The 15,157-nt window shown below is 33.5% G+C and carries 13 protein-coding genes; 8 read left to right on the forward strand and 5 right to left on the reverse strand.

Annotation, left to right across the window (positions count from 1 at the left end; translation table 11 throughout):
* Positions 1-24: 24 nt before the first annotated feature.
* The 4 genes from ACM55M_RS03740 to ACM55M_RS03755 form a co-directional block, all read right to left on the reverse strand.
* Positions 25-1,005, reverse strand: a complete 981-nt coding sequence (locus ACM55M_RS03740; protein WP_416856158.1) for a LuxE/PaaK family acyltransferase — start codon at positions 1,003-1,005, stop codon at positions 25-27.
* A gap of 157 nt (positions 1,006-1,162) precedes the next feature.
* Positions 1,163-1,501 (reverse strand): T9SS type A sorting domain-containing protein, encoded by a 339-nt coding sequence (locus tag ACM55M_RS03745; protein WP_416856159.1) that lies wholly within the window; start codon positions 1,499-1,501, stop codon positions 1,163-1,165.
* A 107-nt stretch (positions 1,502-1,608) separates the two neighbouring features.
* Positions 1,609-2,811 (reverse strand): hypothetical protein, encoded by a 1,203-nt coding sequence (locus ACM55M_RS03750; RefSeq protein WP_416856161.1) that lies wholly within the window; start codon positions 2,809-2,811, stop codon positions 1,609-1,611.
* Positions 2,812-2,949: 138 nt separating this feature from the next.
* Entirely contained in the window at positions 2,950-5,727 is a 2,778-nt protein-coding gene (locus ACM55M_RS03755; RefSeq protein ID WP_416856162.1) for a TonB-dependent receptor, read from the reverse strand.
* Positions 5,728-5,950: 223 nt separating this feature from the next.
* On the opposite strand from ACM55M_RS03755, the gene ACM55M_RS03760 reads away from it, so the two are divergent.
* The 8 genes from ACM55M_RS03760 to phoU all read left to right on the forward strand — a co-directional run bounded on the left by ACM55M_RS03760 (position 5,951) and on the right by phoU (position 13,969).
* Positions 5,951-6,634 (forward strand): response regulator transcription factor, encoded by a 684-nt coding sequence (locus ACM55M_RS03760; RefSeq protein WP_416856163.1) that lies wholly within the window; start codon positions 5,951-5,953, stop codon positions 6,632-6,634.
* 68 nt (positions 6,635-6,702) lie between these two features.
* Positions 6,703-7,827, forward strand: coding sequence for a sensor histidine kinase (locus tag ACM55M_RS03765; RefSeq protein ID WP_416856165.1), 1,125 nt, complete (start codon positions 6,703-6,705; stop codon positions 7,825-7,827).
* Positions 7,828-7,973: 146 nt separating this feature from the next.
* Entirely contained in the window at positions 7,974-9,266 is a 1,293-nt protein-coding gene (locus tag ACM55M_RS03770; protein ID WP_416856166.1) for a porin, read from the forward strand.
* Between the two features lie 38 nt (positions 9,267-9,304).
* Positions 9,305-10,138, forward strand: a complete 834-nt coding sequence (locus ACM55M_RS03775; RefSeq protein WP_416856168.1) for a phosphate ABC transporter substrate-binding protein — start codon at positions 9,305-9,307, stop codon at positions 10,136-10,138.
* A gap of 75 nt (positions 10,139-10,213) precedes the next feature.
* Positions 10,214-11,461, forward strand: a complete 1,248-nt coding sequence (pstC, locus tag ACM55M_RS03780; protein ID WP_416856169.1) for a phosphate ABC transporter permease subunit PstC — start codon at positions 10,214-10,216, stop codon at positions 11,459-11,461.
* A gap of 2 nt (positions 11,462-11,463) precedes the next feature.
* Positions 11,464-12,408, forward strand: coding sequence for a phosphate ABC transporter permease PstA (gene pstA, locus ACM55M_RS03785; RefSeq protein WP_416856170.1), 945 nt, complete (start codon positions 11,464-11,466; stop codon positions 12,406-12,408).
* A 42-nt stretch (positions 12,409-12,450) separates the two neighbouring features.
* Complete coding sequence (pstB, locus tag ACM55M_RS03790) at positions 12,451-13,209, forward strand: phosphate ABC transporter ATP-binding protein PstB (protein WP_416848212.1); 759 nt, start codon at positions 12,451-12,453, stop codon at positions 13,207-13,209.
* An 82-nt stretch (positions 13,210-13,291) separates the two neighbouring features.
* The gene (phoU, locus tag ACM55M_RS03795) at positions 13,292-13,969 is read left to right on the forward strand and encodes a phosphate signaling complex protein PhoU (RefSeq protein WP_416856172.1); all 678 of its coding nucleotides are present in this window, start codon (positions 13,292-13,294) and stop codon (positions 13,967-13,969) included.
* 118 nt (positions 13,970-14,087) lie between these two features.
* Here phoU and ACM55M_RS03800 read toward each other — a convergent pair whose 3' ends face one another.
* Positions 14,088-15,152 carry a glycosyltransferase gene (locus ACM55M_RS03800; RefSeq protein ID WP_416856173.1) on the reverse strand — a complete coding sequence of 355 codons (1,065 nt, stop codon included), beginning with the start codon at positions 15,150-15,152 and terminating at the stop codon, positions 14,088-14,090.
* Between the last annotated feature and the right edge of the window lie 5 nt (positions 15,153-15,157).

Here is a 15,157-nt window from a genome sequence, read left to right on the forward strand (position 1 = left end):
TAGTATGAGTTATTGAGATAAACTTTAAAGAACCATTAAGTTACAACCACGAATATCAGAATTATCAAAACGTCCCAATACCTCGAAAGAGTTGTTGGGATTTTTTTTGCCTAAATCCTGCGTGGCGATAAAAGAACAGGAATTGATATTAGCCAAATCGATTACGTTAATTCCTCCAGTTTTTCCGTTTTGAATGTAGGTCAAAGCATCTTCGGTATCGCGAATAAGGATTTGCATCCAAGAAGGGCATTCAAATACGCCATTTCCTAAAGAATAGGCTTGTGAAAGCAATTCGGTCATCCCATATTCAGAATGAATCGCTGGAACGCCAAATCCTTTACACAATTGTTCGTGTAATTCCTCCCGAATCATTTCTTTTCGTTTGCCTTTCATACCACCTGTTTCCATGATTATGGTGTTTTGCAGTTGGAATTGATGTTTCTCAATTAAGTCTAACAAAGCATAAGTGACGCCAATTAAAATGACATTTTGTCCTGCCTGATCTAAAGCAATTAATTTCGCTATAAGTTCGTCATGATTGTGCAGATAAAAACCGCTTTCCGGATGATTGGAAAGTGCAATCAAATCTTCAACCATGTAAATCAAAGAAGAGCCTTCTCTTTCAAGATAGGAAGGGAGCAACGCCAAGACGACATAATTCTCAATATTTCCATAAAACTGAGAAAATCCTTTGCGGTAGCTTTCCTCATATATGGAAGCGTCAGTGACTAAATGCTTGCTGGTAATCATTCCGGTTGTTCCGCTACTGATAAATGTTTCTTCAATTGCGTCTGTATTAGAAACTACTTGGTGGCTCTTGAAAAACTGAATAGGTAAAAAAGGAATTTGAGATAATGATTTCACCTTTTGGACATCGACTTTTAAAAAATCGCAAAATTCCTGATATACCAAGTTGTTTTCGTATTGAAAGCGAAACACTTTTAAAGCTATTTTTTCAAATTGCTTTTGGCTTGAAATAGCAAATATATCGGTAGTTGTAATCAAGAATTTTTTTTTTACAAAAGTAGGTAAAAAATTGGTAGGCACTTAAGAGCTCAAAGTCTTTGCAAGCGTTTTACTTCATTTGATGAAGACCAGCAGCATTTTATTATAAAAAAAGCCCCAACAGAATTGGAGCTTTTAAATTTGTCAGTGATAATTATTATCGCACAATTAATTTTCTTGTAGCAGATGCATCATTTTCATTTATTTTGATGATATAAACACCTGGAGTAAGATTTGAGACATTTAGTTCTCTTGAACTAATCATTGTTTGGAGTACTTTTTTTCCTAAAACATCAAAGATAATTATTTCTTTATCTAAGTCGTTTTTTGAAGAAATGTAGACCTTACCATTGCTTACGGGATTTGGGTACAAACTCAGTCCCTCTATCGAAGCAGTTTCTTGTGTTCTTGGCTGTTGCTTATTCTCTTGAGCGGAAAGGCTCATCGAAAAGAAAAAAACCAATAAGATAGTAATATAAAAGTAGTTTTTTGCCATGATAAATATTTGTTATGTAAATATATAAAAAATATTTCAAATATTGTACCACAAAAAAAAACATCCTGAATTTCAGGATGTTTCATATAAAATATTTTAGTTCTAAACTATTTGATTAGGCTTGCTCCGTTTACTGTTGACCAGTTTCCAGCTGTTAAGCTTGCACCTGTTGCTGTCGTTGTTACACCCCAATTTGCGGCAGGAGAAAAGCTTGCTGCAGTAACTGTAAATGTTGTAGCTCCAGAGATAAATATGTTATCAGAGTTATTGATAGTTACGTTTGTCAATTTTATTTTACCACCAACTACTTGATTGTTGTATGTAGTTATATCTCTAATTTGCAATACACCACCATTTTTAGTTGTAGGAGTTGTTTGATTTTTGTATCCATCAATTAGAATATTACTGTAATCACCATTACCTTCAGCTTTGAATTGTATAGCATCTAATTGGATTTCAGTTTGTGCCTCTGTTACAGTACCTGCAGCTCTTTTTAGAGTGATATTAGTTACTTTTGGAAAAAATGCGTTGTTCACACCTTTTGCTTCAATTTCCATACCGTAGTTTGCAGCACCTTCTTGATAGGCATACCAGTTAGTACTTTCTTGACCTCTCCATCCATCTTGCCAGTCAAAAGCATCATCAGAGTTTCCGTAAGAGATTGCGTTCTTTAAACTTACAGTTCCACCGTAAAACTCAAATCCATCATCATTACCTTTGTAAGAAACTAGATTTTCTAATATAGTTCCTGATCCTACTGAATAAAAAGAGAATCCATTTTGTTCTTTATTATTTTGAGTAATTACTTGACCAGCATATTCTACTCTTACAAATTTTAATGTTCCACCATTGTGAGCAGCATTAGAACCACCATAAGGTAAAACTAAACCATCTTCAGATGTAGCAGTTTGAGGCGCAGCAGCTGTAGCAGAGTTTACTATTGGAGCATCTCCGTACATGATAATTCCACCCCATGATCCAGCGGTTTTTGTTGTTGCTGTAAATACAATTGGCTCTGTAGCTGTTCCTACAGCAATTAATTTTCCACCATTCAAAATTACGAATGCATCTTCTCCATTACTTGGATCAGCTGTTATTGTGGAACCTGCTTCAAATGTAATTGTCACTCCCGAAGCAACCTTTGCGAAGCCTTTAAGGGTATAATTACCAAACGCATAGGTTTTAGATACTGTTAAATCACCTGTTATTTCTCCTGTTACTGGAGTCTTTACTGTTTCTTCTGTATCATCACTTGAACAAGAAGTAAAGATTAATGCAATAAAAGCTAAGCTTAATGCGAATTTTTTCATAATAATTTTTTTTAATTTTCTAATGTTAATTTCGTCGTGTAAAATTACTCCATATGTCTTGGAACAACCTGAGTAAATTGTTATCAAATCGTAATGAAATAGCTATTTAAATATTACCGTAGTGTTAAGAGTTACATGTTAAAATGTATACGATACATTCATAGAAAAACCTGTCCCTCTTTTAAAATCTTTTACAGTTAAGTCTTGTTCAATAATTGGAATTTTATTATCCTCTCCTAATTTGATACTGTATTTTGGATTTAGAATGTTATCTATAGAAAATTTAACATCCCAGTTCTTTCCTATTTTATTTGTCCACACTAAATCTAGCTTACTAAAAGGTTGTTCATAATAGTGATCTAATCCATTAGTTCCTACTGCAAATATTCTTTTTCCGTAAACATTGTATACTAGAGACATAGTGTTGGTCCAATTCTCTGAAAATTCATAGTCGTATTTTAAATCAGCGTTAATTAACCATGGTGAAGCACCTTGCAATTGTCTGTCAGGATTAGTTTCGGCTGCATTTTTTTTGCTTATAGTAACTTTGGAATACATCAAAGAAGTATTAAAGCCCATCGATAAATTTTTGAATTTTTCAGAAATTCGATCAAGTTGAATTAAAAATTCTAATTCAGCTCCTAAAAGTACAGCTTTATCAGAGTTGTCGTAGGTTATAATTTGTCCACCACTACCTGCTGATTGTGTAAACAATCTCTCGATTGGGTTTTGAATTAATTTTGAAAATGCAGAAAAAGCAATCATTTCTTTAGCCGTAGGGAACAATTCGTATTTCAAATCGAAATTATAATTATCACTATTGATAATGTTGGTATTTCCATTTTCAATAGTTCCATCTAAGTTTACGAACTCTAATGGATACGCCTCCATAATTACCGGTCTAGTAATCGTTTTTGCTGCAGCAAATCTTAAATTTGAAGTGTCGTTAAATTTGTATTTCATGTTCAAAGAAGGTAGAATATCAAGACCAGTAACAGTCTTTTTTTGAAATGGATCATCAAAAGATCCTGGATTTCTAAATTTTGTTTCTCTACTACTTTGTTCGACTCTAACTCCTATATTTAATTCGTATGCTTCGCTTAATTTCAATGCCAAGTCTAAATAACCCGCATTTACAAATTCAAATAACTTAGCTTTATAAGTTGAGTTCGTTCCTTCACGGTATGTAAAATCACCATTTGACAAAGCTGTTGCTAAAGTGCCATCAGGAGTATTCGTATTAAATGTTGCAGCATTAGAATTTAATCTTTCAGAAACTAAAAATCTGAAACTTGATTCCATGCTATTTACATAAGAATTATATCCTACAGTAAGTCTGTGATTGTCTTTTGATTCGGATTTACCAAACTTCCACTTGTACTCTAGCATACCTGAAACGTGGAATTTCCCATCTACATCAAAAGTCTGTCTGTATAAACTATTTCCAGTGTAGCTAATTGCGGTCGTGTTTTCATCTAACAAAACCCCTTTGTATGATTTTCTATCAGGTAATTGAAAACTCGTCTTTGTGAATGAAATGCCTGCTTTAATGTTTTTTCTATCGTCTGTTGAAAGTTTATAATTTCCTAGTAATTGGGAGTTCAGAAAGTCTGTTTGTGTAAGTTGATTTAGACGTATAAATGCGTTATTATTTACTGGAGCGGCATTAGTGTAACCCAATTGGTCTTGGATCATGTTTTCGGTTGACTTTAAATAAAATGTATTAGAAGTTAAGTCTAATCTTTCTGTTTTATAATTTAAGGCAACTAAAGCAGATGAGTTTGTAATATATTTATATTGTTTATTGTACAAGTTGTTGTCGTATATTCCTTGACCAATATTGAAAAAACGATCTACTCCTTCTCGGTATTGAAATTTATTATCAAAATTAAATGACATCAAATACTGTAAAGAATTATTATTTCTTCCAAAAGTAAATTTTTCTGAATTTAAAATTCCAAAACTTGTGTTTAACGGCGATTTACTTTGTTCTACATCATATCCTGAACCAAATTGTTTCAACGATTCGTCAGCTGTTAAAACTCGGTTGCTTGGAACGCTTCCCAATATACTTGGAAAATCTCTTTCGTTTCCTGAGAATCCAAATATATCTCCTGTTGAAGTCGCATCCTTAGAAGTTAAGAATTTGCGTAAATTGTTGTTAGTGGTATATCCGGCACCAAAATTAATTTTGGTTAAATTCTTTGATCCTTTAGAAGTAGCTATGTTAAAAGTTCCTCCAGCGAAATCTCCATATAAATTGGTATTGAACGTTTTATATGTTTCAATAACTCCAACGATGTCTGTTGGAAATAAGTCTAATGGGATTATTTTTTTAAATGGATTGTTAGATGGAACGGCCAAATCATTGATGAGTAGGTTGTTGTAGCGGTCTTCTAAACCTCTAACAAACAATCCTCTACCATCAACTTTAGTGATTCCGGTTATTTTTGTCAAACCTTCCTCTACATCGCTAACTCCTTTACGAGCCATTTCTTGAGCGCCAATACTTTGTTTAATAACCACCGCTTGTTTTTGGTCAAGCAATAATGCAGTTTCTTTTTCTCTGCTAACATAAGATTTGATAACTACATCTTTCAGTTTATAACTTCCTGAGCCAATCGCTTGATTTACAGTTGCAGTTTCATTTGCGACTATAGTTACAGGAATTTCTATAGATTCATATCCTACGAAACTGAATTGAACAGTATAATTTCCAGGTGCCATAGCGATAGCATATTTACCGTCAATATCAGTATTGGTTCCTATAGTGGTTCCTTTTATTAGTACGTTTGCAAAAGGCAATGATTGATTGTTAGCATCTTTATCAGTTAGGATTCCAGAAACGGTACCTTTATTCTGTGAAAAAGAAAAAGTTGTAATTAACAATGCTATAAGCAATATTCTAAATTTCATTTTTGTGTTTTTTATTTTTATGCAAAGTAATGTCTGTTTTGTAAAGTAAAAGTTACTTGATCATTACCATTTAGTTTCGTGAATATTAATAAATCGTTAACATATTAAATTACGGTTAATGTGATTTTTAAACGGTTCTTTTATTGTTATATTTACAATCGGAATTGAAAATCACTGAGCATTTCAGGTGTAAATTCCGTCAGATTAATATAATTTTTCTATTATGAAAAAAAGAAACACAAAGATTTTACTAGTTGATGATGAGCCGGATATTTTGGAAATTGTAGGGTATAATCTTACTCAAGAAGGCTATCAGATATTTACTGCAGCAAATGGAAAAGAAGCTATTATAAAAGCCAAAAAAGAATTGCCGGATCTTATTATCATGGATGTAATGATGCCGGAGATGGATGGAATGGAAGCGTGTGAGAACATTAGAAAAATACCGGAATTGAATAATGTAATTATTACTTTCTTAACGGCAAGAAGTGAAGATTATTCTCAGGTGGCCGGTTTTGATGCTGGCGCCGATGATTATATTACAAAACCCATCAAACCAAAACTACTAGTCAGTAAAGTAAAAGCATTGTTAAGACGTTTGAACGAACAGGAGCAAAATAGCGAAACGCTTAACGTAGGAGGAATCGAAATCAATCGGGAAGAATATAAAATAAGAAAAGACAATGTGGAGATTGCCTTGCCACGAAAAGAATTTGAATTGTTTTATTTATTGGCTTCCAAGCCAGGAAAAGTATTCAAGCGCGATGAGATTTTAGATAAAGTCTGGGGGAATGAAGTTGTGGTTGGTGGAAGAACTATAGATGTTCACATTAGAAAATTACGAGAGAAAATAGGGGAAGATTTATTCAAAACCATTAAAGGAGTAGGGTATAAATTTGAAGTGTAAGTACACCTTTTTTTATAAGAATACAAATTACAACATTCAAATCGCTTTGAAAGCGAGGTGTGAAATCGATGAAAATAAATTTTAAGAAAACCTATAAGTTTGCCATAAAATCTGCTTTGTTCATTAGCCTTTTTGCTACTGGATTTGTCATGTCAATGGTATTGTTGTTCTTTGGTTCCAAAGTAACTAATTTGCTGCTGTTTGGAATCGTTTGTCTCTTAATAATTTATTTATTTTCTTTTTTGGTTTTGCAATATCGCGTCGAACGGTTTATTTACAGACGTGTAAAAAAAATATACGATGATGTGTCGCTATTGGAATCCAGTACTTTTATAAATCAGCCCATTACAACTGATATGGAAACCTTGACGCGAGAAGTCAAGAAGTTTGCCACCGATAAAAAGCTGGAAATTGAAATGCTGCAGATTCGGGAAGAATACCGAAGAGAATTTCTTGGTAATGTTTCACATGAACTTAAAACACCTTTGTTTACGGTTCAAGGTTATATTTCTACTTTGCTAGACGGAGCAATGGATGATAAAAATATTAGAAAAAAATATTTAAAGCGTGCCGAGAAAGGAGTAGAGCGATTAATCTACATTGTGGAAGATTTAGATATGATTACAAAGTTGGAATCAGGTGATTTGAATCTGGAGTTTTCTGAATTTGATATTGTAGAATTGATACAAAACGTTTTTGATTTATTGGAAATGAAAGCCGATAAAAAGAAAATCACATTGGCTTTCGAAAATTATCACATACAGCCTATTATCGTGCATGGAGATAAAGACAAGATACAACAAGTCGTTGAGAATCTAATTGTAAATTCCATTAAGTATGGTAAAGAAGGTGGTTTTACCGAAGTTGCCGTTGTCAATTTGACTAAGAAAAAGGTTTTGGTTCGAATAACTGATAATGGAGAAGGAATTGAGAAGCAAAATATCCCAAGGCTTTTTGAACGTTTTTACAGAGTAGACAAAAGTGGTTCCCGTTCAGAAGGGGGATCCGGTTTAGGATTAGCAATTGTAAAACACATCATAGAAGCTCATAAAGAAAAAATATATGTGGAAAGTGAATTTGGAATTGGATCTGAATTTTCCTTTACAATTGAAAAGGCCAGATTAAAAAAGCCAGAATTAAATCCTGAAGAAATATATAGTAAGAGTCTTAAAATCAATAAATTAAAAAAATAGTAAGTCTGGAAATGAGTGTAAAAAAATCCTACAAATAGGATCGATAATCTTAGCGAAACGATAATTTATCATCAACATAATAATTTGTTAACATTAGCTTAACATACCAGCATCACTTTTGCAAAAAAATTAATCATATAGTAAAGATGAAAAAAATTTTATTTGCAGGTTTGCTTGTTTTGTCATGTATAGCCAATGCACAAGAGGTGAAGAAGGATGAAATCACAAAAGAAGTGGTTCGTGTTTTGGATTCTATAAATAAGGTAAATGTAGCGGAAGAAAAAACGAAGGTTAAGAAAGAACATTGGTACGATAATATAGGTATCAGAGGTTACGTGCAGGTAAGATATAGCGGATTGTTTTCTTCTAATGACAAAGTCTCATGTGATCAGTGTGACAAATCTTGGGGAACTACATCAACAGCAATCGATGCAAAATCGAATAATGGTCTTTTTATAAGAAGAGCCCGTATCGTGTTTTCAGGACAAATTCATCCTAATGTATATTTTTATATTCAACCGGACTTTGCAAGTTCGCCATCGACTGGGATAAATAATTTTGCCCAAATTAGAGATGCGTATTTTGATTTGTCATTTGATGCCAAGAAAGAGTTTCGTGTGAGAGTTGGACAAAGTAAAGTGCCTTTTGGATTTGAAAACTTACAATCGAGTCAAAACCGATTGACTTTAGACCGTAACGATGCCTTGAATAGTGCCGTTGCAAATGAAAGAGATTTAGGAGTGTTCTTTTACTGGGCTCCAAGTAAAATCAGAGAACGTTTTGCGATGTTGGTAAAAGATGGATACAAAGGTTCTGGAGATTATGGGGTATTTGCATTTGGGGCATACAATGGGCAAACGGCAAACAAGTCTGAAGCAAATAGAAACTTACATGTAGTGACAAGGATAAGTTATCCATTTGAGGTAGGAGGTCAAATTATAGAGCCAGGTATACAAGCATATACAGGGAAATGGGCTTTTACTAATGAGCTTTCTACAGGAGTAACTACATCAAATAAGATAAACACATTAGATCAAAGGGTTGCCGCTTCGTTTGTTCTTTATCCTAAACCATTTGGGGTTCAGGCGGAATATAATATTGGGAAAGGACCTCGCTATGATAAATTGACTAATACGGTAGAATCTTCTAATTTAGAAGGAGGGTATGTAACCTTAAATTACAAATGGGACTTACCTAAACATCAATATATTTATCCTTTTGCCAAATTTCAATATTATGATGGTGGAAAGAAATTTGAGAAAGACGCCAGAAGCTATGTGGTAAGAGATTACGAGTTAGGAATAGAATGGCAGCCTATTAAAGCATTTGAATTGGTAGCAGAGTGGGTAATTGCTGATAGAACGTTTGAAGATAGTGCGCTACCTAATAACAGACAACGAGGAAATTTATTGCGATTACAGGCTCAGTTCAACTTTTAATAAAAAACAATAAAAACATATTACTTAAATTAAAAACAATGAAAACAACAAAATTAAAAATTGCAGCGATATTATTGGTCATAATGGCTATTGGCTATTCGTTTACTTCTTTGAGTAAAATAACAATTAAAGGTTCAGACACGATGGTGATTTTATCACAACAATGGGCTGAAGCATATATGAAAAAGCATCCAGAAACAACAATTCAAGTAACAGGTGGTGGATCAGGAGTAGGTCTTGCAGCATTAATCAATGGTTCTACAGATATCGCAAATTCAAGCCGTCCAATAAAACCGTCTGAATTAGAAAAAATAAAAGCGAAATACCAAAAAAATGCTATCGAGATTGCTTGTGCAAAAGATGGTTTATCTGTTTTCCTTAACAAAGGAAATACGGTTTCAGAATTAACAATACAACAGTTAGGTGATATTTTCTCCGGAAAAATAACCAACTGGAAACAAGTAGGTGGAGCTGATGCCAAAATACAATTGTATGGCAGAGAAAGTAGTTCAGGTACTTTTGAATTTTTTAAAGAGCATGTAGTTAAAACTGATTTTTCGCCTACTTGTCAAACCTTACCAGGAACAGCAGCTATTGTGAATGCAGTAAAGAAAGACAAATATAGTATTGGATATGGCGGAGCTGCTTATGCTGAAGGTGTGAAAGATTGTAAAGTGAAGAAAGACGCTAAAAGTAAAGGATATTTGCCAACTGCTGCAACTATAAAAAACAAAACGTATCCAATTTCAAGATACTTGTATATGTATTTGAAATCTAAGCCAACAGGAGATACTAAGGCTTTTATAGATTGGATTTTGGGGCCAGAAGGTCAAAAAATGATTGTAACAGTAGGATATTTTCCCGTAAAATAAAAAATATAAAAATATCCCTCTCTTTAATTATGGAGGGATATTTTTTAAAAATTTATGAATTCTTAAATTAATTAAATGAATTCTCCACTTCCAAGTAAACAAATTTTCACCAAAGAAAGTTTGAAAAAACAATTTAGACTTTCAGAGTTCCTCGCCGAGAAAGTTATTTCTTTTATAGCTTTTTTGTCGATAGCCATTATCTTTTTGATATTTATTTTTGTTTTCAAAGAATCAATGCCGTTATTTAGTTTTAGTAAAAAAGACAAAGTAAAAACTGAAATACAAACTACTTCGGATGTAAAAGTAGAAAGCTATGACGGAGCGGAAACTTCAACAGAAGAAATGCAGCCAGAGACATACGGAGCACCTGCAGAAGAACTAGAGCCTGAAACCTATGGAGCGCCTACTGAAGATTTAAATCCAGTAGCTCAAGAAACACAAACTTCGGAAGAGCTAGAACCTGAAACTTATGGGGCTCCAACCGAAGATTTGAACCCAGAAACAGCAACGGATCAGGAAGTTGTTATTGACGAAAAAGTTACAGAAAATAAAGAAGGAGCTGATAAAACCTGGAGTACTTTTTTCTCCACAGAATGGGTTCCGGTTTCCGATAATCCACGTTTTGGTTTGTTAGCATTACTTGTTGGAACTTTAAAAGTTACTATAATTGCCATGTTGATTGCAGGTCCTTTGGCAATATTAGCAGCAGTTTACACTTCGTGTTTTGCTTCTAATAGAAGAAAGGAAATCATAAAACCTATTATCGAAATGTTAGCGGCATTTCCATCAGTGGTAATTGGTTTTTTTGCGATGATGGTTTTGGCCACTTTTTTTCAGGATATTTTTGGATATGATTCGCGATTGAATGCTTTTATAGGAGGTGTTGCTATGGCATTAGCAGCTATTCCAATTATTTATACCATTTCAGAAGATGCGCTATCAGCAGTCCCTAAAACATTTACTGAGGCCAGTTTAGCACTGGGAGCGAGCAAGGCACAAACTGCATTTTTTGTCATTCTTCCTGCTGCAACTCCAGGTATTTTTGCTGCTATTTTGTTAGGTATAGGTAGAGTTTTTGGAGAAACTATGATTGCATTGATGGCAACAGGGAATGCAGCACTTTTGTCTGCAAATCCTTTTGAAAGTGTACGTACTTTTGCGGCAACAATTGGTTCAGAAATGGCGGAGACTGTTTTTGGGGAAACCCATTACAGCGTGTTGTTTTTTATTGGGTCTTTGCTTTTCATTTTTTCATTTATATTAAATGCAGTGGCAGAATTTTATGTTAAAGGAAAATTAATCAAAAAATTCCAAGGTAAATAAACATGGAAAAAGCAATCAGTGTATCAGAAGACTCGTTTTATAAGACTAAAAAAACGGGTGGGAATATTAAAGAAAATGCAGTTGTAGGATTGACACAAATCGCAGTTCTTTTAATTATTGCTATCTTGTTTATAATTTTAGGTATTATTATTTACCAAGGGCGTGAAAAATTTTCATGGGAATTTATCAGTTCTTTTCCAACGGACGGAATGACCAAAGGAGGTATTTTTCCTGCTTTGATAGGGACTTTTATATTAGTTATTGTCATGTCGATAGCGGCAGTTCCTTTTGGTACAATAACAGCCATTTATTTAACGGAATATGCCAAAGAAAATTCAAAATTTGCAGCTGCCGTTCGATTTTCAATTCGGACATTGGCAGTAGTACCTTCTATTATTTTTGGTCTTTTTGGACTTGGATTTTTTATCCAATTTGTTGGGACAGGAATGGATTCTGCTTTCAATGATGGTAAATTGCATTGGGGACAGCCTAATATTCTTTGGGCAAGTTTGACTATGGCATTGCTCACACTTCCAGTGATTATCGTTTCTGTTGAAGAAGCGTTAAAAACAATTCCTCGTGAGTTACGGGAGGCCAGTTTAGCATTAGGAGCAACAAAATGGCAAACTATTAAAAAAATAGTTTTCCCAGGTTCTATTTCTGGAATTATGACAGGAACTATTCTTGCTGTGAGTAGAGGTGCTGGAGAGGTAGCGCCTATTTTATTTACCGGAGCAGCCTATTATTTAGCCACTTTGCCAGAGTCTTTGAGCGATCAATTTATGAATCTGGGATACCATGTTTACATCATGTCTACACAGTCTTCGGATGTAGAGAAAACAATGCCTATTCAGTTCGCAACCACATTAGTATTGTTAATCCTTACTTTATCATTAAATCTGGTGGCGGTAATTATCAGATCAAGAATTAGAAGAAGAGCAAAATAATTTCAAAGACAACATAATTTTTTTAGATTTAATAAAGAAAACATGAGAGATATAAAAATAGAGGTTAAGGATTTATCATTATATTATGGTGATAAAAAGGCCTTAAAGGAAATTTCAATGCAAATCCCGGCGAATAAAGTGACCGCATTAATAGGACCTTCGGGATGTGGTAAATCTACTTTTTTGAGATGTATCAATAGAATGAATGATCTTATTCCGAGTGTGAAAATTACGGGTAGCATGCTTGTAGAAGGGGTGGATATTTACAATAAAGACGTAGATGTCGTAAACATTAGAAAAAAAATTGGAATGGTTTTTCAAAAGTCAAACCCTTTCCCAAAATCTATTTATGAAAATATTGCCTATGGTCCTAAAATCAATGGGATAAAAGACAAAGCACAGTTAAACGAAATCGTAGAAACTTCATTGCGCCAGGCTGCTATTTGGGATGAATTGAAAGATCGTTTAGATGATTCAGCATTGGGTCTTTCAGGTGGACAACAACAGCGTTTGTGTATTGCCAGAACTTTGGCGGTAAGCCCGGATATTATTCTTATGGATGAACCTGCGAGTGCACTGGATCCTATTTCTACTTCAAAAATAGAGGAGTTAGTTCATGAGTTGAAAGAGCAGTACACAATAATAATTGTTACTCATAACATGCAGCAAGCAGCAAGAACCAGTGATTATACAGGATTTTTTTATATGGGTGAATTGATTGAAATGGGTAAAACTAATACTATATTTACCAAACCAGAACAAAAACAGACTGAAGATTATATTACAGGAAGATTTGGATAAAAATCAGCAATTGGAAACAGACTTTTTAGTCTTGTTTCAGTTTTTGTGAATTTTATAAATCTTTAATTTTAAACAAAAAAACATGACATCACACTTTGAAATAGAATTAGAAAAACTTAAAAATGTTATCCAGAAAATAGGTGTTTTAGCGGAAGGTCAAGTAGGAGAATCAGTTAATGCTTTGCTTTCGGAACCTTTTGCTGAAGGTAAAGAAGTTAAAAAAACAGAAAATAAGATTGACAAATTAGATGTGAAAATTGATGAAATTTGTCAAAGTATTTTTGCTTTGCAACAGCCAGTCGCTTCTGATTTGCGTTTTATTATGTCTGCCATGCAAATTAGCAATGAGATAGAAAGAATAGGAGATTTGGCGATAAGCATCATAAAAAAGGCTAAGAATATTAAAGATAAACATGATTTAATTGTTAAGTTTAATATTTCGGATATAGCCCGACAAGTTGAGGTGATTACCATAAAAACGAATGAATGTTTCTTGACTCGTAATGAAAATACTATTGGGGAAATTTTTATTTTGAACAACACCATAAAAAATGAATGTGATGAAGCGATACATAATATCATCAATGAAATGAAGTCAAATTCTAAGACGGTAGTTTCAGGGACGAATCTAGTGATTGTTTTAAAACATTTAGAGCGTATTTCTGAGCATTGTACGAATATTGCGGAGTATGTTTATTTTATGATTAATGCCAAAATCATCAAACACGAAAAATTTGGAGATAAGAAATCAGAGGATTAATCTGATACTGATAATCTATTAAGTTATTAATTTTTATAAAAACACCCTAATTGCATTACTTTCAAAGTATATAATTAGGGTGTTTTTTTGATTGTAAAATAAATTGGAATTATTGATTCTATTCAAAAATCTGAAACAATTCTTTCCAGTCTAATGCAGTGTCTAATCGTGGCAAGCCATTATATAATTTGATTTCTTCTAGGTTTTCGATTCTAAAATCATTTTGTTCCGCGTAAGGAACCAAGCCTTCTTTTTTTAGTTTTTTTGCCAGATATTCCTGTTCGTATTGACCGGGAGTAGGAATAAAAAAAGCTTTTTTATCCAGTTTAGCCAAATCCATAATGGTTGTATAGCCAGACCTGCATAGCACGGTTTCACTTTCGTTAAAAGTTTGTTCAAGTTGTCTCGTATTCATGAAATTATAATAGGTGATATTCTCTATTTGTTCCTTTATTTGGTCTTTTTCTATTATCCCTTTTATAAAAACTACATTCCCATTGTATTTCAATACTTCAGTCTTTAATTTATCTTCCAGCATGCCCCGTTGTGGTTCTGGTCCAGATAAAATAACCATCAAGTCATATTTTTTTGGAGTCTCGCGTTTATGCAATCGGCTTAATGGTCCAATGTATTTTGTCACAAAATTAGCCTTTTTTATATGTCCCAATTTGCCTGTCAAATTTGGAGTTGCTTCCAGATCAGGGATCCAGCATTCAGTATATTTTTTTATAATATGCTGATGGAGCATACTGGTAATCCAAGTGGTATTTCCGGTCATCACGTTCAATTGATGCGTCATAAATACTGAAGGTACCTTTTTACTAAATACGCCAAGCCGATTATCAGATATCACACCTTCAATGGAATATTTCTTAATCCATTTTTTTACCAATTTTTTTTCAGACCAAATAGCTTCAATCATTTTTGGACAATTTTGCAATAATTTCCATTTGAAATTTTTACCATTTTTCGAATATTCTATTTCGTATGAAGGTAATTCCAGTATTTTTAGGTATGGAAATTCTTTTCTCAATAATTCCAGAGCAATACCATCAGAAGCGATTATTGGGATGTAATTATTGTCTTGTAGAGCCTTAATAATAGGGATGCATCGGGTAGCATGGCCCAGTCCCCAATTTAATGGAGCAATCAAAATAGTCTTATTGTTAGTATTCAAATTCATTTAGC

Origin of the sequence: Flavobacterium galactosi, from assembly GCF_048158585.1 — a bacterium.
Taxonomy (GTDB): Bacteria; Bacteroidota; Bacteroidia; order Flavobacteriales; family Flavobacteriaceae; genus Flavobacterium; species Flavobacterium galactosi.

What these genes read in the sequence shown, in the direction of transcription:
- ACM55M_RS03745 (WP_416856159.1), bottom strand. Translation starts at nt 1,501, where the DNA reads ATGGCAAAAAACTACTTTTATATTACTATCTTATTGGTTTTTTTCTTT.
- ACM55M_RS03750 (WP_416856161.1), bottom strand. Translation starts at nt 2,811, where the DNA reads ATGAAAAAATTCGCATTAAGCTTAGCTTTTATTGCATTAATCTTTACT.
- ACM55M_RS03755 (WP_416856162.1), bottom strand. Translation starts at nt 5,727, where the DNA reads ATGAAATTTAGAATATTGCTTATAGCATTGTTAATTACAACTTTTTCT.
- ACM55M_RS03760 (WP_416856163.1), top strand. Translation starts at nt 5,951, where the DNA reads ATGAAAAAAAGAAACACAAAGATTTTACTAGTTGATGATGAGCCGGAT.
- ACM55M_RS03765 (WP_416856165.1), top strand. Translation starts at nt 6,703, where the DNA reads ATGAAAATAAATTTTAAGAAAACCTATAAGTTTGCCATAAAATCTGCT.
- ACM55M_RS03770 (WP_416856166.1), top strand. Translation starts at nt 7,974, where the DNA reads ATGAAAAAAATTTTATTTGCAGGTTTGCTTGTTTTGTCATGTATAGCC.
- ACM55M_RS03775 (WP_416856168.1), top strand. Translation starts at nt 9,305, where the DNA reads ATGAAAACAACAAAATTAAAAATTGCAGCGATATTATTGGTCATAATG.
- pstC (WP_416856169.1), top strand. Translation starts at nt 10,214, where the DNA reads ATGAATTCTCCACTTCCAAGTAAACAAATTTTCACCAAAGAAAGTTTG.
- pstA (WP_416856170.1), top strand. Translation starts at nt 11,464, where the DNA reads ATGGAAAAAGCAATCAGTGTATCAGAAGACTCGTTTTATAAGACTAAA.
- pstB (WP_416848212.1), top strand. Translation starts at nt 12,451, where the DNA reads ATGAGAGATATAAAAATAGAGGTTAAGGATTTATCATTATATTATGGT.
- phoU (WP_416856172.1), top strand. Translation starts at nt 13,292, where the DNA reads ATGACATCACACTTTGAAATAGAATTAGAAAAACTTAAAAATGTTATC.
- ACM55M_RS03800 (WP_416856173.1), bottom strand. Translation starts at nt 15,152, where the DNA reads ATGAATTTGAATACTAACAATAAGACTATTTTGATTGCTCCATTAAAT.